Here is a 20,886-nt window from a genome sequence, read left to right on the forward strand (position 1 = left end):
ATGATTATGAATTTCGGCAAAAGGGCGAAGCCTGTGAGCGAGACACATCAAGGGCGCATGACGCGAGAAGGCATCCGCATCCATGAGGCTGCGGATTTTGCAGGCATGCACAAGGCCGGCGCGTTGGCGGCGAAAATTCTGGATGAAGTTGCCGAGTTTATCGTGCCGGGACAGACCACCGGCGAGATTGACCGCATCATCGAGGAAAAGGTGGTTGAGGCCGGGGCGAAATCGGCCACGATCGGTTACAAGGGCTATAAGCACGCCAGTTGCATCAGTGTGAACCATGTTGTGTGTCACGGCATTCCGGGCGCGCCGATTCCCAAGAACTGGAAAGAAACCAATAAGAAGGGGCAGGACCCTTTGCGCGACAATGATGTGTTTCTGGACGGGGACATCTTGAACATCGACGTGACGGTGATTGTCGATGGCTGGTTCGGAGACACCAGCCGGATGTATGTTGCCGGGAAGCCCAAGGGCTATGCCAGCAAGCTGATTCAGGTCACGCACGACGCCTTGTTCAAGGGGATCGAGGTGGTCAAGCCGGGCAATACCTTTGGCGATATTGGCCATGCGATCCAGAGTTTCGTTGAGGGTCACGGCATGAGCGTGGTGCGCGATTTCTGTGGTCACGGGCTGGGGCGGGTGTTTCATTCGCCGCCGAATGTGCTGCACTATGGCCGTGCCGGGAGTGGTCCGGTTCTGGAGGAAGGCATGTTTTTCACCATCGAGCCGATGGTCAATCTGGGGCGCCCGGAGTGCAGGGTTCTGGCCGATGATTGGACCGCGGTGACGAAGGACAAGAAGCTGTCGGCGCAGTTCGAGCATTCGATTGGCGTGACGGCGGACGGGTTCGAGATTTTCACCAACTCGCCCGCGGGCAAGTTTCACCCGACGCAGGGGTGAGGGGCGCATCCAGAGTTCGTAGAGGCCTGTATGGGCGTTGTTGTTCGTTAGAAGCCTTGGGGCCTTAAGTTGCCATGTGACCTAGCAAGAAAACCGGACCTTCGCTGAGATAGCTTTCTGGTCGTCCGCTTCGGTAGTCATTTTGCATACACCAAGCGGATGAGATCACTGCTCCAAAGGAAATTTGTAGAGTTCTTGAATCTTGAAAGCGCGACATGCGAAGCAGCATGTCAGTGCCGCAACTTACAAAAAACGAGATAGTATTGTGTCAACAATGAAAAACAGAATCGCGATTAGGGCTGTTAAGAAGAGAAAAAAGAAAAATAGACCGCGTAAGCCGTTGCAACCAAGTATACTTGCGATTTTTTTTAGTGGAGAAATTGTCCATAGATTTGAGCAAAGCGCCATTTTACGCTTCCTAATTATTCTTAGCATACCTGCTGCATTATATAGCCTCTACTTGCAATACCAAGAGGTATCTGCAGGAAACCTTGGGCGAAGTTGGAGCAATCTTACGACAAAGAGTTCTGGCAATAGTGGAAAGGTCGCAGCGTTAGAACATCTGTCGAGAGACATAAAAAATCTGCCGAACCTTGATCTGTCGTGTTCAGCGATGGGTGGCATCGAAAAAAAACTTAATGGCGAAGATGAATGCGTTCGACCAACCTACCTAAATAGCCTGAATCTATTTGAAGAGGGCATGTTCCACTACTCTTCAGCGTTTATGCCGGGTTCAAATTTTTCAGGCGTGGATATGGCGTGGGCCGATGTTAGTCATGGTTTCATAGATAATTCACAGTTTCAAGGTTCATCGCTTATATCAGCCAACTTCTTTCAGGCATCTGCGGAAGAATCCAATTTCTCGAGTTCAATCATTGTAAACGCGAACTTTTCTTATGCAGTTCTTGATGGATCCGACTTTTCTAACGCCAATTTATACTCCTCCATATTCTATGCTGCCCATGCTCCCGGTGCAAATTTCAATGGAGCCAATTTGTCTCACGTTTACTTTTACGGCGCTTTTCTTGAGGGTGCGTCTTTTGATGAGACCTGGGCATGGGCAGATGCCCCACCTGTTGGTGTAGAGGCTTCGAGGTTGTGCACATTTGACTCTAACGTTCACAATAGATGGGAAAAGCCGAAAATATGCCTTGCACCGACCAAGAGAGCGAAGCCTGTGCCACCGGTGACCTTAAACCACCCAATGGAGGAAGCAGATTGCGGGATAATCGAAGGGATAAGGCGCTTTCTATTTGAGCTTACAAACGGAAAATCATCTGCCGATTGCTTCAAACGAAATCTCTCATACACCAGTGCATGGATTACAGGGTCAGTTTCGTCGAAATATCCCACGAAACGTTGGGACCAAATTCTATCTGAGCACTATTAGGTTGCGAATTCACTTAGCATATTGGGGACATCCGACAGCCACTTCCCCTTGACCAATAGCGTCCAAAGTACTCTGAGTTTCCTTCCGACACTCATCGAATTCGGCTTTGGCGCATTTGCAGCGAAAAGGTGGTCCACCCTCACGATCGACCTTTCAGGAGAGCCGCTTAGGGAAAGGGAAACGTTATGTTTGGGTCAATGATTTGTGCAGTTGCGTGGCGGAGGCGCTAGAGTCAGCCAGTGTGGCGCAGCAGCGAAATCGTGGTGTCGCCATAGCGGCGCGCATCGAGAGGCGTAAGGCTGTCGGGCGGTGTGATGGTGGTGTTTTCCTCCCAGACGATCAGGGCGCCGGGGGCGATCCAGCCGCCGGAGATGGCGGTCGAGAGGGCTTTTTCCCCCAGTGATTTGCCATAGGGCGGATCAAGAAAGACCAAGCTAAAGGGGTCGGTGGCGCAGGGCGGCAGTTTGCGGGCGTCGCGGCGGATGAGTTTGGTCATCGCTTCGGCGCGGCAGAGCGCGATATTCTGGCGCAGCAGTGCATTGGCTTTTTGCCCATCATCGACCAAAGTGGCGTGGGCCGCCCCGCGAGACAGCGCTTCGAGACCGAGCGCACCGGTGCCTGCGAAGAGGTCGAGCACGCGGGCATCGCTCACCGGATCGTCAAACCGCCCGCCCATCAGCACGTTGAACAGGCTTTCGCGGACGCGATCGGTGGTGGGGCGCAGATGCGCGCCTGCGTCGCCTTTGCCCACCGATGCGAGGGCGCGGCCCCGGAAATCGCCACCGATTATGCGCATGAGATTGGCCGTTGTGGGGAGGTGCGTTGAAAACGCACCCTACGGGGGGAGGGACGCGAAGCGCAGGGACTGGGGGTAGAACCGGGTGTGGAGCGGTGGGCGGTCATGCGGCTCACATCAGCGATTTGAGGGCGGTTTCGGGATCGGCCACGGCGGCGGGGTCGGGGGATTTGCCCGCCTCGATCAGGCGTTTGCCGATCATATAGGCGCGCGGGTCGTTCATGGCATCAACGGCCAGAAGCGTGTCGCCCGCGTAATACCAGAACGAGGTTGTGCCGGGTTTGTCACCGGGGCGGGTGACGATACGGTCATAGCCCACGTTCAGCCCGGCGATTTGCAGTTTCACATCATACTGGTCCGACCAGAACCACGGTTTGGCAACGTATTCCTTGGCCGCGCCGAGCATGTTTTCGGCAACGCATTCGGCCTGATCAATCGCGTTCGGCACGCTTTCAAGGCGGATGCGTGTGCCGCGATAGGGGAAAGAGGCGCAATCGCCCGCCGCCCAGATATGCGGATCGGAGGTGCGGCCCTGTGCATCGGTGGCGATACCGTTATCGAGGGTCAGCCCCGCCGCTTCGGCCAGCGCGGTGCCGGGGGCGATGCCAACACCGACGATGACGAAATCAACGTCGAGGGTCGATCCGTCAGAGAGTTTGGCCCCGGTGACGCGGGTGTCGCCGGTAAGCGTGTCGAGGCCGACACCTTCGATAATGTTAACGCCGTGGGCGCCATGCAAGTCGCGGAAAAACCCGGAGGTTTCGGGGGCGGCGACCCGTTGCAGGATACGGTCGGCCATTTCGACGAGCGTGACGGAGAGGCCCTTTTTCGCGGCGACGGCGGCTGCTTCGAGACCGATATAGCCGCCACCGACGATCAGCACCCGGCGACCGGCGGCAAATTCCGGCCCCATCGCATCGACGTCGGCAAGGGTGCGCACAACATGGACCCCCTCGAGCGTGCCGCCGATGGCGGCGGGCAGGCGGCGCGGCACGGAGCCGGTGGTGAGGGCGAGCATGTCGTAAGAGAGGGTCTCATCGCCGATGGTGATGCTTTGATTGGCCGCATCAATGCTGTCGACGCGGGTATTGAGGCGCAGCGCGATGTTTTGATCGGCGTAAAAGCTCTCAGGACGCAGGTAGAGGCGTTCAAGGTCCATATCGCCGAGCAGGTAGGCCTTGGACAGGGGCGGACGCTGATAGGGGGGCGCGGATTCCTCGCCGATGAGCGTGATCTCGCCTTCGAAGCCGAGATTGCGCAGCTTGGCTGTGAGGGATGATCCGGCCTGCCCGGCACCGATGACGATGATGTTTGTCATAACTGTTCTCTTTTCGCATTGCCTCTGCCGGCGGAGCCTATAGCTTTGACGTGGTAAAACGCAACGCGCGAAGAAGGAGAATTAACATGGCAATTACTTCGGGAGACACGCTGCCCGGTGGCACGCTTTACCGGATGAGCGATCAGGGGCCGGAAGCGGTGGAGATGGACGCGCTGACCAAGGGGCGCAAAGTGGTGATTTTCGGTCTGCCAGCGGCCTTTTCGGGGACCTGCACGAGCGCGCATTTGCCGAGCTTTATTCGCACGCGAGACGGGTTTGCGGGCAAGGGCGTGGACGAGGTGATCTGTGTGTCGGTCAACGATGCCTTTACGATGGGCGCTTGGGACAAGGACACCGGGGCGAGCGCCGGTGGGATCACCATGCTGGGCGATGCGTCGGGCGAGTTCACCAAGGCGATAGGCTTGGATTTTGACGTGCCTGCGATCGGTTTTTTCGGTCGGTCGCAACGCTATGCGATGTATGTCGATGACGGCGTGGTGAAGCAGATCAACGTCGAGGACCAAGCCGGTGTGTGCGAATTGAGCGCCGGGGAAACGCTGCTGGAACAGATCTGATCCGGTGCGGGGGCGGCGTTTTGGTTGAGGCCGCCCCTCGTCCCGATTGAAACGGGTCATTGGGCAGGGTACGTGCGCCTTGCCCTTGGCCGACTGGGAGAGCGCATGCGGGAGGGTTGGGGTCGCTGGCTCTCGGTCCGTCGCCAATGCCGGGTTTAAGTTTTCTAAAAAATTCAAGAGATGTGAGCCGCGCTGGGCAGTTTTCCACTAAGCTGATTTAGAGGTCCGAGCGTGGCGCGATGACCGTTTTAGGCGCTGTCAGTTGATGCGTGATTGGGCCGAGCGAAGCGAGGCCCCCTGGCGACGCACGAAGTGCGGCGCAAAACCTTTTGCCGATCTCTGCACCGTGATGGCTGGGAGATGGCTGAGTGATGTCTGGGTGATGTCTGGGCGATGTCTGGGTGATGTCTGGGCGGGGTCACCCGGCAGATGGAGAACAGGCTCTGCTGGGATCGCCCCCCTTTATCACAGGCTGTCGAGTTTACGCGCCAGTTTGGCGTCGAGCGCAGAGAGGCCACCGGCGTCATGGGTGGTGAGCGTGACCGTGACCCGGTTGTAGGTGTTGGCCCATTCCGGGTGGTGGTTCCACTTTTCGGCCCAGAGCGCGGCGCGGGTCATCCAGGCGAAGGCATGGGTGAAATCGTCGAACTTAAAGATCTTGGTGATAGCGTCACGGTCTTCATCCTGTGTCCAGCCGGATTTGAACAGCGGTTCCAGCAGGCTTTCGCGGGCGGTATCTGAGAGTAGTTCGTTCAATCGTGGTCCTCCTCGTTTGTTTTGCGGAAAGGACCGTAGGCGGTGAGCACTTCGATCTCTTCTGCGACGGCGTCGCGTTCGGCCTCTAGATAGTGCGAAACGGCTTCGGAAAAACCCGGATCGGCGATCCAATGCAGGGCGTGGCAGGTGGTGGGCAGATATCCGCGTGCCAGTTTGTGTTCACCTTGGGCGCCCGCTTCAACGCGCGAGAGGCCGTGGGCGATGGCAAAGTCGATGGCCTGATAATAGCACAGTTCGAAATGCAGGCAGGGGTGGTGTTCGCTGCACCCCCAATAGCGGCCATAAAGCGTGTCCCGTCCGATAAAGTTGAGCGCCCCGGCGACATAGTGGCCATCGCGTTCGGCGAGCACCAAGAGGATGTCGTCACGCATGGTGTCATGGGCGATGTCAAAGAAGGCGCGCGAGAGGTAGGGCGAGCCCCATTTGCGCATGCCCGTGTCTTGGTAAAAGCGCCAGAAGGCGTCCCAATGTTCCGGTTCGATCTGATCGCCAGTGAGGGCGAGGATGCGCCCGCCGAAGCCTTGGGCCCGGGCGCGTTCGCGGCGGATGTTCTTGCGTTTGCGCGAGGAGAGCGTGGCGAGGAAGGCATCGAAATCGCTATGGCCGTCGTTGGCCCAGTGGAATTGCTGGGTGGTGCGGTGGAGGAGGCCCATGTCGAGGCCTGCTGCGGCCTCGTCTTCGGTGCAGAAGGTGATGTGCAGCGAGCTGATCTGGTTCTGTTCCGCGATTTGCACGGCCCCTTGGATCAACGCGGCGCGACCGGAGGTTTCAAAGTCGGGTTTGGTCAGGAGACGGCGGCCTGTGGCCGGGGTGAAGGGCACGGCGATCTGGAACTTGGGGTAGTAGTTGCCGCCGGCGCGTTCATAGGCGTGGGCCCAGTTGTGATCGAAGATATATTCGCCCTGACTGTGGGATTTGGCATAGAGCGGGGCGCAGGCAATCAGCTGATCCGCGAGATAGGCGGTGAGGTAATGCGCCTCCCACCCCGTGCCGGGACCGACCGAGCCGCTTTGCTCAAGCGCCGAGAGGAAGCGATGGGTGGTGAAGGGATCGTTGGGCGCACCGCCGTCGGATGCTTCGGGACATGCGCAGGCGTCCCACTCCTCGGCCGTGATCTGGGCGAGGGATGAGAGCATACGAATTTCTATCGCGGTTTCACCGTCCATAGGGGGAATATCGGGTGGCGGCGGGGGAGGGGCAAGGTGCGCGGTGCAAAACTTTGCCTATGTCGCGGCGAGGTAGCGTTCGAAGGTGATGTTTTGCGCGGTCTTGCGGGCGTCGCGTTCGATCTCGGCTGAGGTGACGGTCCAGCAGAGGATATGCGCGCCTTGGGAGCGCAGCGCGCTGAGGCGGGGATTGTGCAGGTCGATCACGTTATGGGAGACAAAGCAGGCGCCGGTGCGATCGTAATCGGGGATTGCGCGGAGGTGGTCGCAGGTGGCCTCGGGCAGGAGCGGCCAGTCGAGCGGGTTATAGGCGCAGGTGACGAGGCCGCGGGCCGTGTCGGGCAAAAGCCGGGCCATGGCGGCAACCGCGTGCGGGTTGAAGGACATCAGCGCCACCGGGCCGGTATAGGATTTCAGCGCCTCGGCGGCGGCGAATTCAAGCGTGCCGACGTTGGGGCCCATGACGCCGTCCTGATCCTTGATCTCGATCAGCAGAGGGGCGCGGCCCGCGACGAGCGAGAGCACCTCGGTCAGGGGCGGGATGGTTTCGCCATCGCCGCCGGTGAGCGGGATGGCGGCAAGCTCGGCCAAGGTGCGTTGGCGGATGGGGCCGGAGGCGGTGGTGAGGCGGGCGAGGTCATAGTCGTGAAACACCATCGCCGCGCCATCGGCGGAAAGCTGGAGGTCGAGTTCGATCCCGTAGCCGTGTTCGATCGCGGCGCGGATCGCGGCGCGGGAGTTTTCGGGCCGCCCGTCGGCCACATCATGCAGGGCACGGTGGGCGAGCGGGCGGCTTAGAAAGGCGGGATCAAGGGTGGGCATTGCCGGGTTAGGCGATCTGGAAGATCGCTTCGATCTCGACCGCGACACCGAGGGGGAGCGATGCGGCAGAGACGGCAGAGCGGGAATGGCGGCCAGCATCGCCGAGTGCGTCAACGAGGAAATCGGAGCAGCCGTTGATGACCTGTGGCTGTTCGGTGAAATCAGCAGTGGAATTGACGAAGCCGGTGAGTTTCACGACGCGCGCGAGGCGGTCAATATCGCCACCGCAGGCGGCTTTGAGCTGGGCCAGAAGGGCAATGGCGCAGCAGCGCGCGGCGGCGGCACCGGCGGCGGTGTCAAGATCGGCGCCGAGCTTGCCCTTGATCAGCGCGCCATTTTCCATCGAGATTTGCCCGGAGACATAGACCAGATCGCCGATCTGCACGAAGGGCACGTAGTTGGCGGCGGGGGCGGCGGCATCGGGCAGGGTGACGCCGAGCTCTGCAAGGCGGGTTTCGATCTTGGACATGGTGGTTTGCTCCTTCTTGGCAGCGATGTTCGGGGCGACGCTAGGGGCAAAGGGGGGCCGGTGCAAGCGGTGCTCAGCTTTCGCGGAACGCCTTGGAGAAATAGACCGCGATCGGGCGCAGGAGATAGGCCAGAGGGGTGCGGTCATCGGTGCGGATGAAGCTGTCCACGGGCATGCCGGGGATCAGGTTGGCCCCTTCGGGCAGGCGCGCGTGTTCACCTTCGTCAAGCACGATTTCGGCACGATAGAAGGTGGCCCCGGTGAGATCATCGGTAAAGGCGTCGGCGGAGAGTTTTGCCACCTGACCGAAGATGTCGGGGGTTTCGCGTTGGTCGAACGCCGGGAAGCGCAGGGTCACGCGTTGCCCGACATAGATCAGATCAACATGGATCGGATCGACCTGTGCGGCGATAACCAGCGGGCGATCTTGGGGGACGAGGAACAAGAGCGGTTCAGCCGGGCTTATCACCGAGCGGCGGGCATGCACCGAAAGGTCATAGACAATGCCATTCACCGGCGCGGTGATCGCCAGCCGGGTGAGGCGTTCGTCGATGGCGCGGCGCTCTTCGAGCAGCTCGACCTCGCGCTGGCGCAGGTCGCGCAGGGTGGTGATGGCCTCTTCGCGGCGGCGGGTTTCGAGCTTGAGAATCTGGATCTCGATCTCGGTGATGCGGGCGTGGGCCTGTGCCTTGCGGGCGGTGAGTTCGCCGATGCTGCCGGAGAGGCCGGCCTGTTCGCGTTGCAGGGCGAGGACGCGGGCGGCCTGTGCCAGCCCTTTGGCCAGCAGGGCCTGTTGCGAGGTCAGTTCCTCGCCGATGTAGCCAAGTTGGGTTTTGATCGCGCTGGTCTGTGCGTCGATGCCGTCGATCTGATTGGTGAGCTGTTCGCGTTGGCGGGCGAGCTGGTCGGCTTCGCGGGTCATGCTTTCGGCGCGGGCGCGCATGAGGCTGGCTTGGCCTTCCATCAATTCGCGCACGTCCGGGTGGGTGGCGGCGCGGGCGGTCAGCTCTTGGGTGAAGGTGATCTCGGTCTTGCCATCGCGTTCGGCTTCTAGGCGGCCGCGGCGGGCCATGATCTCGAACAACTCGCCTTCGAGGATGGCTTTCTTGGATTGCCATTCAACCGGGTCGAGTTTGATCAGGGTCTGACCGGCGCGCACGCTGTCGCCTTCGGCGACGAGGATTTCGGCGACAACGCCGCCGTAGGGGTGCTGCACCACCTGGCGGTTCTGTTCGACTTCGATACGGCCCTGGGCGACGACGGCCCCGGCGATTTCGCTCATCGTGGCCCATGTGCCAAAGCCACCGACCAGAAGGAGAAGGCCGAAAAATCCGATAAAGAGCGGCAGGCGCGCGCTCCAACGTTTTTGAGTGTCATTGGCCATTAGCGGATTCCTCCGGGGTTGGTGGAGGCTTGGATCGAGGTGGCGTTGCGCACTTTTTGGCGCAGCACTTCGTCACGCGGGCCAAAGGCGGTTCTCGCGCCGCCTTCGAGCATCAGGAGCAGTTCGCATTCCTGAATGGCCGCGGGACGGTGGGCCATGATGATAACAGAGCTGCCTTCGGCTTTCATCGAGCGGATGGCGGCATTGAGGGCGGTAGAGCCGGAATTGTCGAGGTTTGAATTCGGCTCATCCAGCACCAGCAGAACGGGGTTGCCATAGAGGGCGCGGGCGAGGCCGACGCGCTGAATCTGACCACCGGAGAGTTGTGAACCGGCGACGGACATGGGCGTGTCATAGCCATGCGGCAGTGCGAGGATCATGTCGTGGGCGTCGGCCTTTTTGGCGGCGTCGACCACTTTGCTGTCGTCGATGTCAGGCGACAGGCGGGCGATGTTTTCGGCGATGGTGCCATCAAAAAGCTGCACCCTTTGGGGCAGGTAGCCGACATATTGGCCCAAAACGGTCGGGTCATATTGATCGAGCGTCGCACCGTCGAGCCGCACAAAACCGCCAGCCGGATGCCAGACGCCGGTGAGCGCATGTGCGAGTGTGGATTTACCCGCGCCAGAGGGGCCGATCACGCCGAGCGCCTTGCCGGGTTCAAGCCGGAAGCTGAGCATTCGGAGGCTGGCGGTGGATTGGCCGGGGGCACCACTGTCAATTGTTGCACATCAAGCAGCGCACGCGGGCGCGGCAATGCGGTGCGCGGCGCGGCTTCGGGGACTTCGGAGAGAAGGGCGGCGAGGTTGCGCCAGCCACTGCGCGCGCGCACGATCACCGCCCATTGGCCGATGGTTGCATCAACCGGCGCGAGGGCGCGGCCCATGAGGATGGACCCGGCGATCATCGCGCCGGGCGAAAGCTCGCCTTGCAGCACGAGATAGGCACCAAGGGCCAGCATTGCGGATTGCAAAAACAGGCGGAACGCTTTGGAGAGCGAGGTGAACGAGCCGCTGATGTCGGCAGCTTTGATCTGGGATTCGAGCACGTGGTCGCGCCCGGTTTTCCAGCGTTGGAAGGCGGCTTCGCGCATGCCGAGGGAGACGACAAGTTCGGCTTCGTTGCGCAATTGGGTGGCGAGTTGTTCAGAGCCAACCGCCGCCGCGCCGGAATTTTTCAGCGGGTCGCGCGAGACGAAGTGGTTTACCACCGCAAGCAGGATCAGGAGCGTGCCGCCGCCAAGGGCGAGCCAGCCAAGCCACGGGTGGAAGATGAAAATCCCGGTGAGGAAGATCGGTGTCCAAGGAATATCGGTCACTGACAGGATCGTGGGCGAGGACATCAGCCGTTGCACCGATTCGAGGTCGGCCAGATTGGCGGCGGTCTCGCGCGGGCCGCGCAGTGCGGATTTACGCATGATCGCATCAAACACGCGCCCGTCGAGCCGGGCCTGAAACCGCGCCCCGGCCCGCGCCATCACGCGGCCACGGGCAAATTCGAGCAGGCCATACATGGCATAGAGAAACGCCATCAAGCCAGTCAGCGCGACCAGCGTGGCAATCGAGCGCGAGCCGAGCACGCGGTCATAGACCTGCAGCATGAAGAGCGGGCCGGTCAGCATCAACAGGTTGACGAAGATACCAAATAATCCGACGGCCCAAAACAATCCGCGGCTTTCACGACGGGCGGCGCGTAGCTCGGTTAAACCGGCGTCGATAGGGGGCGTTTGACGTTGCATATGGGCGTAATGTTCTCTTTTAAGGCGTGTTGGGCGTAATTTCGTATGTTTCGCCTGAAGTCGCAAGCTAAACCGATTTTGTGAAATTTTCGCGGCGGCGAATGCGGCTTTTATGTTGGATTGTCTCGGTTTTGCGCAGGCAGGCGGAAGGCCGCGATTGTCGCTTAACTGCCACATCTGGAGTTGAAGCCGTGCTATGCTATGGGCAATGGTGTGGCGGAAACTACATAACGCACCGAGTGTTTGACGCGTATTGACCGGAACGGATTTTGACCTTGCCTGCGAACCGACCTTTTTTGCCCATCCTGCACCGGCCTTTGAAGGGTCTTGCGACGGCGGTTTTTGTTGCTTTGTCGCTGGCGGCGTGTAGCACGCCGGGACCGGGGGGCGCGCCGGGCGGGATTCATGATCCTTACGAGGAAACCAACCGCTCGACCCACAAGCTCAACCTTGCTTTGGATCGCGGTATTCTGCGGCCTGCGGGCAAGGGGTATACCGGCGTTGTGCCGGACCCGGTCGAGGATACGGTTTCGAATTTCGCGGCCAATCTGGCCTTGCCCGGAACGGTGGTGAACAACGTGCTTCAGGGCGACCTGAAGGGCGCGTGGGTCAACACGTTCCGGTTTGCATTCAACACCGTGTTCGGGATTGGCGGGCTGGGCGATCCGGCGAGCGAAGTCGGGATTGACGCGGTGAACACCGATTTCGGCGAGACGCTTCATGTTTGGGGCGTGCCGGAGGGGGCGTATGTCGAGTTGCCCGTCTTGGGGCCCTCAACCGAGCGCGATGCGGTTGGCAAGATTGTCGATCTGTTTACCAACCCGCTGTCTTATACCCTGCCCAAGCCGGAGAAGTATTACGGCACCGGCGCGAGCGCCTTTGCCACCTTGGGTGCCCGGGGCCGGTATTCGGACACGATCGATTCGATCCTCTATGAAAGCGCGGACAGCTATGCGCAATCTCGGCTGATATATCTGCAAAATCGTCGGTTCGAACTTGGATCGGATGATGGTAGTGGTTATGTCGACCCCTACGAAGACCTATATGGTGATCCTTATGCAGACCCTTATGCCGAATAAACCCACCCGTCGCAGCGCCCTTGGGGGCATGATTTCCGCTTTTGCGCTGGCGGCTGTTGCCGGGCCGGCAATGGCGATGACTGCGGGTGGTGCGAAGTCGTTGGTTGATGCGATTGTCGCGGATATCAACAAGGTGATTTCAGCGGGCACGTCTGAAAGCCAGAAAATCCGCCAGTTTGAGAAGATTTTCGTGCGCTATTCCGATGTGCCGACGATTGCGCGCTATGCGTTGGGTGTGGATGCACGCCGGGCGTCGAAAGCGCAGATGCGGGCCTTTACCAGCGCGTTCCAGTCGTATGTCAGCAAGAAATACGGCAAGCGGTTCCGCGAGTTCATTGGTGGCGAGATCGAAGTGCAGAAGGCCCGCAAGGTAAAGAACTTCTTTGAGGTTAAGACCATCGCGCGCCTGCGCGGGGAGTCGCCTTTTGAGGTGACGTTCCTGCTGTCTGACCGGTCGGGCAAGCCGAAGTTCTTCAACATCTTTATCGAGGGTGTGAACATGCTGTTGACCGAGCGCACCGAAATTGGCGCGATGCTGGACAAGCGGCGCGGCGATCTGGATGCGTTGATCCGCGATCTGAAGAAGGCTGGCTGAAAAGCTGTCTGAAGGAGGCCTCTTGCTAGAGGCCTCTTCCTCTTATTTCCGTTCAAGTATGTCTTAGCGCTGCTCTACACCGAGCAGGTCTTCCAGCACGCGGTTGACGCCTGTCTGGGTTTTCTTGCGCTGTTGCTCTGTGGGGTCTGTCGCGATTCCGTCGACGTTGCGGGTTGGTGGAATCGGCTCGCGCATCGGCAGGGGGCGCACGGGCAGGCCTTTGTGCACCCGCTGCATGGTTTCGCGCCAGATGTCGGCGGGCAGGCCGGAGCCGGTTGTGCCTTTGAGCGGGGTGTTGTCGTCATAGCCCATCCACACGCCGGTCACGTAATCCGCCGAAAACCCGAGGAACCACGCGTCACGCGCGGAAGTTGATGTGCCGGTCTTGCCCGCGACGGGGCGGTCCGAGAGGTTGGCGCGTTTGCCGGTGCCTTCGGTGACGACTTTGTTCATCATCCAGATCAGCTGGGCCGCGGTGTTTTCCTGAATCACCCGCTCGCCAATGCCGGAGGTGGCGGTGAAGATCGGTTCCTGACCGCCGAGCAGTTTGAGTTCGGTCATGCCGTAGGGGGTGACCGAGCTGCCGCCGTTGAGGATGCCAGCGTAGGCGCCTGTCATTTCCAGAAGCGAGGCTTCTGAGGCGCCAAGGGCAAGCGCGGGGCCTTGCGCCAGATCGGAGGCGATGCCGAATTGCTCGGCCACGGTGCGCACCACGTCGAGGCCGGAGTCGACCGCCAGTTTGACCGCCGGGACGTTGAGCGAGCGTTTGAGCGCATCGGTCAGCGTGACGGGACCATAGAATTTGCGGGTATAATTCTTGGGGCAATATTCGCCCGAACCGGGGACGTTGATGCAATAGGGGGCATCATTGACCATATCGAGCGGCGAATGGCCAAGGTCGAGCGCGGCGGCGTAGACGAAGGGTTTAAAGGACGAGCCGGTTTGGCGTTTGGCCATGGTGGCGCGATTGAATTCGCCCGAGACGCGGGTTTTGCGCCCGCCCACAATGGCGCGCACGGCACCGTCGGCGGACATGACGACGATGGCGGCCTGTGCTTCGGATCCTGCGCTGACCTTGGTTTCAAAAATGTGGCGCATCGCCTGTTCGGCGGCGGTTTGGATGCGTTGATCGAGGGTGGTGTGGATGATCACGTCTTCGGTGGTGTCGCGGGTGAAGAATTCGGGCCCGGTCTGCATCACCCAATCGGCGAAATAGCCACCGGCCTTGCGCTGGGCCGCTTCGGAGAGCTGGGCGGGGTTGGCAACGGCGTGGGCGTGTTCGGCATCGGTGAGATAGCCCTGTTCATGCATCAGTTTGAGCACGGTTTCGGCGCGCGCCTGTGAGCGTTCAAGGTTGTTGGTCGGCGCATAGCGGGTGGGCGCGACCAGCAGGCCGGCGATCATGGCGGCTTCGGAGGGGTTCACCTCGGCTGCGGATTTGCCGAAGTAGCGTTGCGAGGCGGCCTCGACGCCACGGGCACCGGCACCGAGGAAGGCGCGGTTGAAATAGACGGTGAGGATGTCGTCCTTGGAGTATTTCACCTCCATCGCCATGGAGTAGATCGCCTCTTTGAGCTTGCGGGCGAGGGAGCCACGGCGGCAGTCGGCCTCGTAAGCCGCTTCGGTTTTCCATGTCTTTGCGTCATAGGGAACGCCGAGGCAGATGAGTTTGGCCGTCTGTTGGGTCAGGGTCGAGCCGCCGTGACCGGAAAGCGGGCCGCGCCCTTCGCGCAGGTTGATGCGCACGGCGCTGGCGATGCCGCGCGGGGAGAGGCCGAAGTGGCGGTAGAACCGCTTGTCCTCGGTCGCGATGATCGCGTTTTTGAGGTGGCGCGACACCGAGGTCGCCGAGACCACGCCGCCGAATTGATCGCCGCGCCATGCAAAGACATCGCCTTTGGCATCCAGAAGCGTGACCGAACCGCGCGCGCGCCCGTCAAACAGGTCGTCCACGGGGGGCAGCGTATAAGAGACATAGCCCACGGCACCGGCGATGATGAAAGCCGTGATCAGGCCGATCCGCCAGCCAAAGCCCCAAATGATGCGGAACAGGAAGCCAAAGATCCCCAGAAAGAACGCCACGATGAAGTTGCGTTTACGGGCGGGCTTGCGGGCAGGTTTCCGGGTGGGGCGCCGTTTGGACGCCGCCGCTTTTGGTTTTGCCTTGGAGGTCGCCTTGGATTTGGATTTGGCGGTGGATTTCGGATACCGCCTGTCCGCCACCAGAGGCGGCTTTTTACGTCCTGAATTACTCATTATATGCCCTGCCCGGAGCTTCTTGGTTTGAGGTCACCATAGACCCCGGAATCAGAAAAGTTGAGCGCTACCTTGCGCCGCGCCGCTTTCAGAATGCTGAAATTTTAAGCGTAGAGAGAAAGGTGCCCAAATTTTAATCGACAATCCGGGATTCTTGGCCGGTTTTGCCGCTGTTCCCTTCAGAATCGAGCCGCATCAGCGTTTTTCTGCATTTGCAATATGGCCGGCACGTCCGGTGAAACGGAAGGGGACATGAGGTGAAACTCATCATAGCAACGATCAAGCCATTCAAGCTTGAGGAAGTCCGCGAAGCACTGACCACCATCGGTGTGCGCGGCATGATGGTAACCGAGATCAAGGGCTTTGGCGCGCAATCGGGCCACACCGAAATCTATCGCGGTGCAGAATACGCGGTGAATTTCGTGCCCAAGATCAAGCTTGAGATCGCGGTGAGCGCGGCGATGGCCGATCAGGTTGTCGAGACCATTTCAAGCACGGCCCGCACGGGCAAAATCGGCGACGGCAAGATTTTCGTGCTCGACGTGAGCCAAGCCGTGCGCGTGCGCACCGGTGAAACCAACGAAGACGCGCTTTGATCGCGCTGGGAGTGAAGGGAAGACCAATGAAACGGATAACAACCTTTTTGATGGCATTTATGTTTGCCATCGTCACCGCGTTTGGCCTGGCGTCGCCGGGTATGGCGCAGGAAGAGGGCCCCTCGGCTGATGCGCTTGCAGCGGCGGAAGCGGCTTATAAAACGCCGGATGAGATGATCAAGGAAAAGGCGCTTGGGGCTGCTGCAGAAGCTGCACAAGAAGCGCTTGATGAAGGTGGTGACGCCGCAGCGGCCGCGGCCGATGCGATTGCCGCGACCTATGCGCCGTTCTTGAACGGCGACTTCATCTATACTTCTTTGCTGTTCCTTATTGGCGGTTTCCTCGTCTTTTGGATGGCGGCAGGGTTCTCCATGCTGGAAGCCGGTCTGGTGCGGTCCAAGAACGTGACCATGCAGCTGACCAAAAACGTGGCGCTGTTTTCGCTCGCGGCGATCTTTTATTATCTGATCGGTTATAACCTGATGTACCCGTTGGGCACATGGATGGTTGATGGCGTTCTGTCAGGTGTCTGGGGTGTTGGCGTATTGGAAGCGACCGGCGTAACCGCCGCAGGGGCGGACGATATCGGCTATGCCTCGACCGGGTCGGACTTCTTCTTCCAGTTGATGTTCTGTGCCACCACGGCGTCGATCGTTTCGGGTACTTTGGCTGAGCGTATCAAACTGTGGCCGTTCCTGATCTTTGTGATCGTTCTGACATCGGTTATCTATCCGCTGCAAGCCAGCTGGAAATGGGGCGGTGGTTTCCTTGATGGTGCCAACTTCCAAGACTTCGCTGGCTCGACTGTTGTTCACTCGGTCGGTGGCTGGGCGGCTCTTATGGGTGCTCTGTTGCTTGGACCGCGGATCGGCAAATACAAGGATGGCAAAACCATTCCGATGCCGGGTTCGAACCTTGCGCTGGCCACTCTCGGGACGTTTATCCTGTGGCTCGGTTGGTTCGGCTTCAATGGCGCCTCGCAGCTTGCCATGGGCACCGTGGGCGATGTGGCTGACATCAGCCGTATCTTCTCGAACACCAATGCGGCGGCTGCCGGTGGTGCGATCGCGGCTCTGATCCTGACGCAGCTTCTCTATAAGAAGCCTGACCTTACCATGGTGCTGAACGGTGCGCTGGCGGGTCTCGTGTCGATCACCGCTGAACCGCTGACGCCGAGCCTTGGTGCCGCAACTCTGATCGGTATGGTCGGTGGTGTGATCGTGGTCTTCGCGGTTCCGTTCCTCGACAAACTGAAGATCGACGATGTTGTCGGTGCGATCCCGGTTCACCTGATTGCTGGTATCTGGGGCACGCTGGCCGTGCCGCTGACCAACTCGGACGCTGGCTTTGGTGCGCAGCTTTACGGGATCGTGGTTGTCGGTGCCTTTACCATCGTGGCGTCGCTGGTGGTGTGGTTCATCATCAAGGCAGTCATGGGTCTGCGGGTTGATGAAGAGACCGAGATCAACGGGCTCGACATGGCCGAAATGGGCATGGAAGCTTACCCGGAATTCACCAACGGCTAAGGCCTGCGGGATTTCCCGAGAAACACTCAGCCCGGCCACCAGTGGTGGCCGGGTTTCTTTTATGGGATGAGGGCGCTTGCGCGAAGCAGCGGCCCCTTGGGCCGCCGCGCATCGCAGCCGCGCCCGGACGCGGCGGTGATTGGCCAGCGTTGTCCGCCCCACTGGCCCAGCTCGAATTTGGCAGGTATAAAGTGGACTGAACCAAGGTTGGTTCGCCGCCGCGCGCGGCTGTGATGCGCGGAGCGGGCCGGGTGTTAACCGTGTGAATTGAAACAGGTGAATAGCTGCGATGTCGGGTGGTCGAATCGCGCTAGGGCGTGCTAAATATTGCGTCATGTCTGATGTCAGCCCCAAGATAAGCGAAAAACGCCCTGAAATCCGCCAGTTGGATGATGCCGCGATCAACCGGATTGCGGCGGGCGAAGTGTTGGAACGCCCGGCGAGCGCCGTGAAGGAGCTTGTCGAGAACGCGATTGATGCGGGGGCGTCGCGGATCGAGGTGTCTTATGCCGACGGCGGCAAGACGGTGATCCGGGTACAGGACGACGGTTGCGGCATGTCGCCAGAGGATTTGCCGCTGGCGTTGTCGCGCCATGCGACGTCGAAAATCGACGGGACCGATCTGTTGGATATTCACACGTTCGGGTTTCGCGGGGAGGCGTTGCCGAGCCTTGGCGCCGTGGGGCGGTTGAGTGTGACCACGCGGGCCAAGGGGTTTGACGGCGCCGAGGTGACGGTCGCGGGCGGGGTGATGGGCAAGGTGAAACCGGCGGCCCTGTCGGGTGGAACCATCGTGGAGCTGCGCGATATTTTCCACGCCACGCCGGCGCGGTTGAAGTTCATGCGCACCGATCGCGCCGAGGCGCAGGCGATTGGCGATGTGGTCAAGCGGCTGGCGATGGCGGAGCCATATGTGGGCTTTACGCTGCGCGATGTGTCGGGCGGCGGAGAGGGCCGCGTGGTGTTTCGCGCCGATGCGGAAAGCGGCGATCTGTTTGATGCGCTGCACGGGCGGCTCGCGAAGGTGCTGGGCCGGGAGTTTGCCGAGAATGCGCTCAGGATCGAGGCGGAGCGCGAGGGGCTGTTCCTGACCGGCTATGCGGCGCTGCCGACCTATTCGCGCGGCTCTTCTGTGGCGCAGTATCTGTTTGTTAACGGGCGGCCTGTTAAGGACAAGATGCTTTATGGTGCGCTGCGGGCGGCCTATTTCGATTTCCTGAGCCGTGACCGGCATCCGGCGGCGGCGTTGTTTATTTCATGCGATCCGCATCTGGTGGATGTGAACGTGCATCCGGCGAAGACCGAGGTGCGGTTCCGCGAGCCGGGCTTGGCGCGGGGGTTGATGGTGAGCGCGTTGCGGCATGGTTTGGCCGAGGCGGGGCATCGGGCGTCGACCACTGTGGCCGGGGCGACATTGGGCGCGATGCGGCCAGAGCAGACGGGGCAGGTCGGGCAGGCCGGACAGGCGGGGCAGGTCGGGCAGGCGCGGGTCTATCAGATGGACCATGCGTCACGCTCGGCGTTAAGCACCGCCTATCAGATGCAGGCGCCTCAGGTGGAAGCGCCGGGGTTTGCCGAGGCGATGAGTGCGCGGGTCGAGCCAGTGGTCGAGCACGCGCCGGAGGCCGAGGCGTTGCCCTTGGGCGCAGCGCGCGCGCAGGTGCATGAGAATTACATCGTTGCGCAGACCGAGAGTGGCATTGTGATTGTCGATCAACACGCCGCGCATGAGCGGCTGGTTTACGAGAAGCTAAAGCACCAGATGGCCGAGAATGGTGTGGCGGCGCAGGCCTTGTTGATCCCCGAGATCGTGGAGATGAGCGAAGGCGATTGCGCCCGGTTGATGGATCTGGCCGAAGATCTGGCGCGGTTGGGGCTGGTTATCGAGCCGTTTGGCGGCGGGGCTTTGGCGGTGCGCGAGACGCCTGCGATCTTGGGCGAGGTGAACTGTCAGGGGATGCTGCGCGATATTCTGGATGAATTGGACGATCTGGGAGAGAGCCTGACGGTGCAGGCGCGGATCGAGGCGATCCTGAGCCGGGTGGCCTGCCATGGGTCGATCCGGTCGGGGCGGCGGATGCGCGGTGAAGAGATGAACGCATTGCTGCGCGAGATGGAAGCGACGCCGCATTCGGGGCAATGCAACCATGGGCGGCCGACATACGTTGAGTTGAAGTTGAGCGATATTGAGAGGCTGTTCGGGCGCACATGATCGAGATTGGCGGACGCGTTTTGAGCGAAGCTGAGCTGGCCCTGATCGGGGGCGCGGTGGCGTTTGTGGTGTTCTTTATCCTGTTGCTGATGGCGCTGCGGGCGGCGGGGCGCACCGCACGGGCGACGGAGCCGTTGGTGCACCAGTTGGGATCGTTGAGCGCGCGGGTGCAGGGGTTGAGCGACGGGCAGCAGCAATTGTCCGGTGGGTTGACCCATGTGAGTGAGGCGCAGGCGGCGTCACAGACGGCGATGCTGCAACTGATGGAAAAGCGGCTGGCAGATGTGAGCGGCAAGATGCAGGAGAACCTGCAAGGCAGCGCACAACGCACGGCCAAGAGCCTTGGCGCGTTGCAGGAGCGGCTTCAGGCGATCGACAAGGCGCAGGAGAATATCACCAAGCTGAGTGGTGATGTTCTGAGCCTTCAGGATATTTTGAGCAACAAGCAGACGCGCGGCGCGTTTGGCGAGATCCAGCTTAAGGATATTGTGTCAAAGGCGCTGCCTTCGGATGCCTATGCGTGGCAGGCGACATTGTCGAATGGCAAGCGGGCCGATTGTCTGATCCATCTGCCAAACCCGCCGGGGCCGATTGTGATTGATTCCAAGTTCCCGCTGGAGGCCTATGAGGCGTTGCGCAATGCCGAGACGCAGGAGCAGTTGAACCGCGCGGCGCAGGCGATGCGGGTGTCTGTCAAAACCCATATCAAGGCGATTTCCGAGAAGTATATCCTGGATGGGGAAACGGCGGATGGGGCGTTGATGTTCCTGCCATCGGAGGCGGTTTACGCCGAGTTGCACGCGAATTTCCCCGAATTGGTGCGGGAAGGCTTTGCGGCGCGGGTCTGGATCGTTTCGCCGACGACCTGCATGGCGACGCTGAACACGATGCGCGCGATTTTGAAGGACGCACGTATGCGCGAGCAGGCGGGGGCGATCCGCAAGATGCTGGCTCAGCTACACCGCGATGTAGAGATCGTTTTGGAGCGGGCCGGTAAGCTGGAGACGCATTTCGACCAAGCGCGACGGGATGTGGAAGGCATTAGCACCGCAGCCGAACGCGCGGGCAAGCGGGCGGCGAAGTTGGACAACTTTGATTTCGAGGAACTGGCCCCGGAAGAAGACAGCGGCGTAGTTCCGATCGCTGGGCCGGAGGGCCGCCCGCCGCAGGACGTTTCCTGATTGAGCGTGTTTGGGTTGTGGCGCGCGTTGCCTGACCGGTTTTGACGATCGTTTTGTGGCGAGGGGCGGTTTTGAGCCGCCTTTGGCGACAGTCTTTTCA

Annotated in this window: 17 protein-coding genes and 1 pseudogene; 9 read left to right on the forward strand and 9 right to left on the reverse strand. The window is 60.6% G+C overall.

The features are described from left to right. Nucleotides 1-6 precede the first annotated feature (6 nt). On the forward strand, nucleotides 7-906 hold the full coding sequence (gene map, locus N4R57_00430) for a type I methionyl aminopeptidase (GenBank protein UYV37624.1): 900 nt from the start codon (nucleotides 7-9) through the stop codon (nucleotides 904-906). A 274-nt stretch (nucleotides 907-1,180) separates the two neighbouring features. After that, nucleotides 1,181-2,296 carry a pentapeptide repeat-containing protein gene (locus tag N4R57_00435; protein UYV37625.1) on the forward strand — a complete coding sequence of 372 codons (1,116 nt, stop codon included), beginning with the start codon at nucleotides 1,181-1,183 and terminating at the stop codon, nucleotides 2,294-2,296. A 232-nt stretch (nucleotides 2,297-2,528) separates the two neighbouring features. On the opposite strand, the gene rsmD is transcribed toward N4R57_00435, so the two are convergent. Together rsmD and N4R57_00445 are read right to left on the reverse strand one after the other, a co-directional pair. Then, the gene (rsmD, locus tag N4R57_00440; GenBank protein ID UYV37626.1) at nucleotides 2,529-3,092 is read right to left on the reverse strand and encodes a 16S rRNA (guanine(966)-N(2))-methyltransferase RsmD; all 564 of its coding nucleotides are present in this window, start codon (nucleotides 3,090-3,092) and stop codon (nucleotides 2,529-2,531) included. Between the two features lie 112 nt (nucleotides 3,093-3,204). Further along, nucleotides 3,205-4,410 (reverse strand): FAD-dependent oxidoreductase, encoded by a 1,206-nt coding sequence (locus N4R57_00445; protein UYV37627.1) that lies wholly within the window; start codon nucleotides 4,408-4,410, stop codon nucleotides 3,205-3,207. Between the two features lie 86 nt (nucleotides 4,411-4,496). Here N4R57_00445 and N4R57_00450 point away from each other — a divergent pair, with 86 nt between their 5' ends. Next, a complete protein-coding gene (locus N4R57_00450; protein ID UYV37628.1) occupies nucleotides 4,497-4,985 on the forward strand; it encodes a peroxiredoxin in 489 nt (162 codons plus the stop codon). Between the two features lie 465 nt (nucleotides 4,986-5,450). On the opposite strand, the gene N4R57_00455 is transcribed toward N4R57_00450, so the two are convergent. From N4R57_00455 to N4R57_00480, 6 genes and pseudogenes are all read right to left on the reverse strand, one after another. Next, on the reverse strand, nucleotides 5,451-5,741 hold the full coding sequence (locus N4R57_00455; GenBank protein ID UYV37629.1) for a 4a-hydroxytetrahydrobiopterin dehydratase: 291 nt from the start codon (nucleotides 5,739-5,741) through the stop codon (nucleotides 5,451-5,453). Next, nucleotides 5,738-6,928: a GNAT family N-acetyltransferase gene (locus N4R57_00460; GenBank protein ID UYV37630.1), complete on the reverse strand. Its 1,191-nt coding sequence runs from the start codon at nucleotides 6,926-6,928 to the stop codon at nucleotides 5,738-5,740. Before N4R57_00460 ends, N4R57_00455 begins: the two co-directional genes overlap by 4 nt. Before the next feature lie 57 nt (nucleotides 6,929-6,985). Beyond that, on the reverse strand, nucleotides 6,986-7,750 hold the full coding sequence (locus N4R57_00465; GenBank protein ID UYV37631.1) for a glycerophosphodiester phosphodiesterase family protein: 765 nt from the start codon (nucleotides 7,748-7,750) through the stop codon (nucleotides 6,986-6,988). Between the two features lie 7 nt (nucleotides 7,751-7,757). Beyond that, nucleotides 7,758-8,219, reverse strand: coding sequence for a RidA family protein (locus N4R57_00470; GenBank protein UYV37632.1), 462 nt, complete (start codon nucleotides 8,217-8,219; stop codon nucleotides 7,758-7,760). A 73-nt stretch (nucleotides 8,220-8,292) separates the two neighbouring features. Further along, complete coding sequence (locus N4R57_00475) at nucleotides 8,293-9,603, reverse strand: HlyD family type I secretion periplasmic adaptor subunit (GenBank protein UYV37633.1); 1,311 nt, start codon at nucleotides 9,601-9,603, stop codon at nucleotides 8,293-8,295. Further along, a pseudogene (locus N4R57_00480) lies at nucleotides 9,603-11,341 on the reverse strand (type I secretion system permease/ATPase). The gene N4R57_00475 and the pseudogene N4R57_00480 overlap by 1 nt, the downstream one beginning before the upstream one ends. Nucleotides 11,342-11,616: 275 nt before the next feature. On the opposite strand from N4R57_00480, the gene N4R57_00485 reads away from it, so the two are divergent. Together N4R57_00485 and N4R57_00490 are read left to right on the forward strand one after the other, a co-directional pair. Further along, nucleotides 11,617-12,420, forward strand: a complete 804-nt coding sequence (locus tag N4R57_00485; GenBank protein UYV37634.1) for a VacJ family lipoprotein — start codon at nucleotides 11,617-11,619, stop codon at nucleotides 12,418-12,420. Next, complete coding sequence (locus N4R57_00490; protein ID UYV37635.1) at nucleotides 12,410-13,015, forward strand: ABC transporter substrate-binding protein; 606 nt, start codon at nucleotides 12,410-12,412, stop codon at nucleotides 13,013-13,015. The genes N4R57_00485 and N4R57_00490 overlap by 11 nt, the downstream gene beginning before the upstream one ends. A 63-nt stretch (nucleotides 13,016-13,078) precedes the next feature. Here N4R57_00490 and N4R57_00495 read toward each other — a convergent pair whose 3' ends face one another. Next, nucleotides 13,079-15,271: a PBP1A family penicillin-binding protein gene (locus N4R57_00495; protein UYV37636.1), complete on the reverse strand. Its 2,193-nt coding sequence runs from the start codon at nucleotides 15,269-15,271 to the stop codon at nucleotides 13,079-13,081. 257 nt (nucleotides 15,272-15,528) lie between these two features. Between N4R57_00495 and N4R57_00500 the strand changes: the two genes are divergently transcribed. The 4 genes from N4R57_00500 to rmuC all read left to right on the forward strand — a co-directional run bounded on the left by N4R57_00500 (nucleotide 15,529) and on the right by rmuC (nucleotide 20,786). After that, nucleotides 15,529-15,867 (forward strand): P-II family nitrogen regulator, encoded by a 339-nt coding sequence (locus N4R57_00500; GenBank protein UYV37637.1) that lies wholly within the window; start codon nucleotides 15,529-15,531, stop codon nucleotides 15,865-15,867. A gap of 26 nt (nucleotides 15,868-15,893) precedes the next feature. Continuing rightward, the gene (locus N4R57_00505; GenBank protein ID UYV37638.1) at nucleotides 15,894-17,393 is read left to right on the forward strand and encodes an ammonium transporter; all 1,500 of its coding nucleotides are present in this window, start codon (nucleotides 15,894-15,896) and stop codon (nucleotides 17,391-17,393) included. 334 nt (nucleotides 17,394-17,727) lie between these two features. Continuing rightward, on the forward strand, nucleotides 17,728-19,605 hold the full coding sequence (mutL, locus tag N4R57_00510; protein UYV37639.1) for a DNA mismatch repair endonuclease MutL: 1,878 nt from the start codon (nucleotides 17,728-17,730) through the stop codon (nucleotides 19,603-19,605). Further along, the gene (rmuC, locus tag N4R57_00515) at nucleotides 19,602-20,786 is read left to right on the forward strand and encodes a DNA recombination protein RmuC (protein ID UYV37640.1); all 1,185 of its coding nucleotides are present in this window, start codon (nucleotides 19,602-19,604) and stop codon (nucleotides 20,784-20,786) included. The genes mutL and rmuC overlap by 4 nt, the downstream gene beginning before the upstream one ends. The last annotated feature ends 100 nt before the right edge of the window (nucleotides 20,787-20,886 follow it).

This window comes from Rhodobacteraceae bacterium D3-12 (assembly GCA_025916135.1).
GTDB lineage: Bacteria > Pseudomonadota > Alphaproteobacteria > Rhodobacterales > Rhodobacteraceae > JAKGBX01.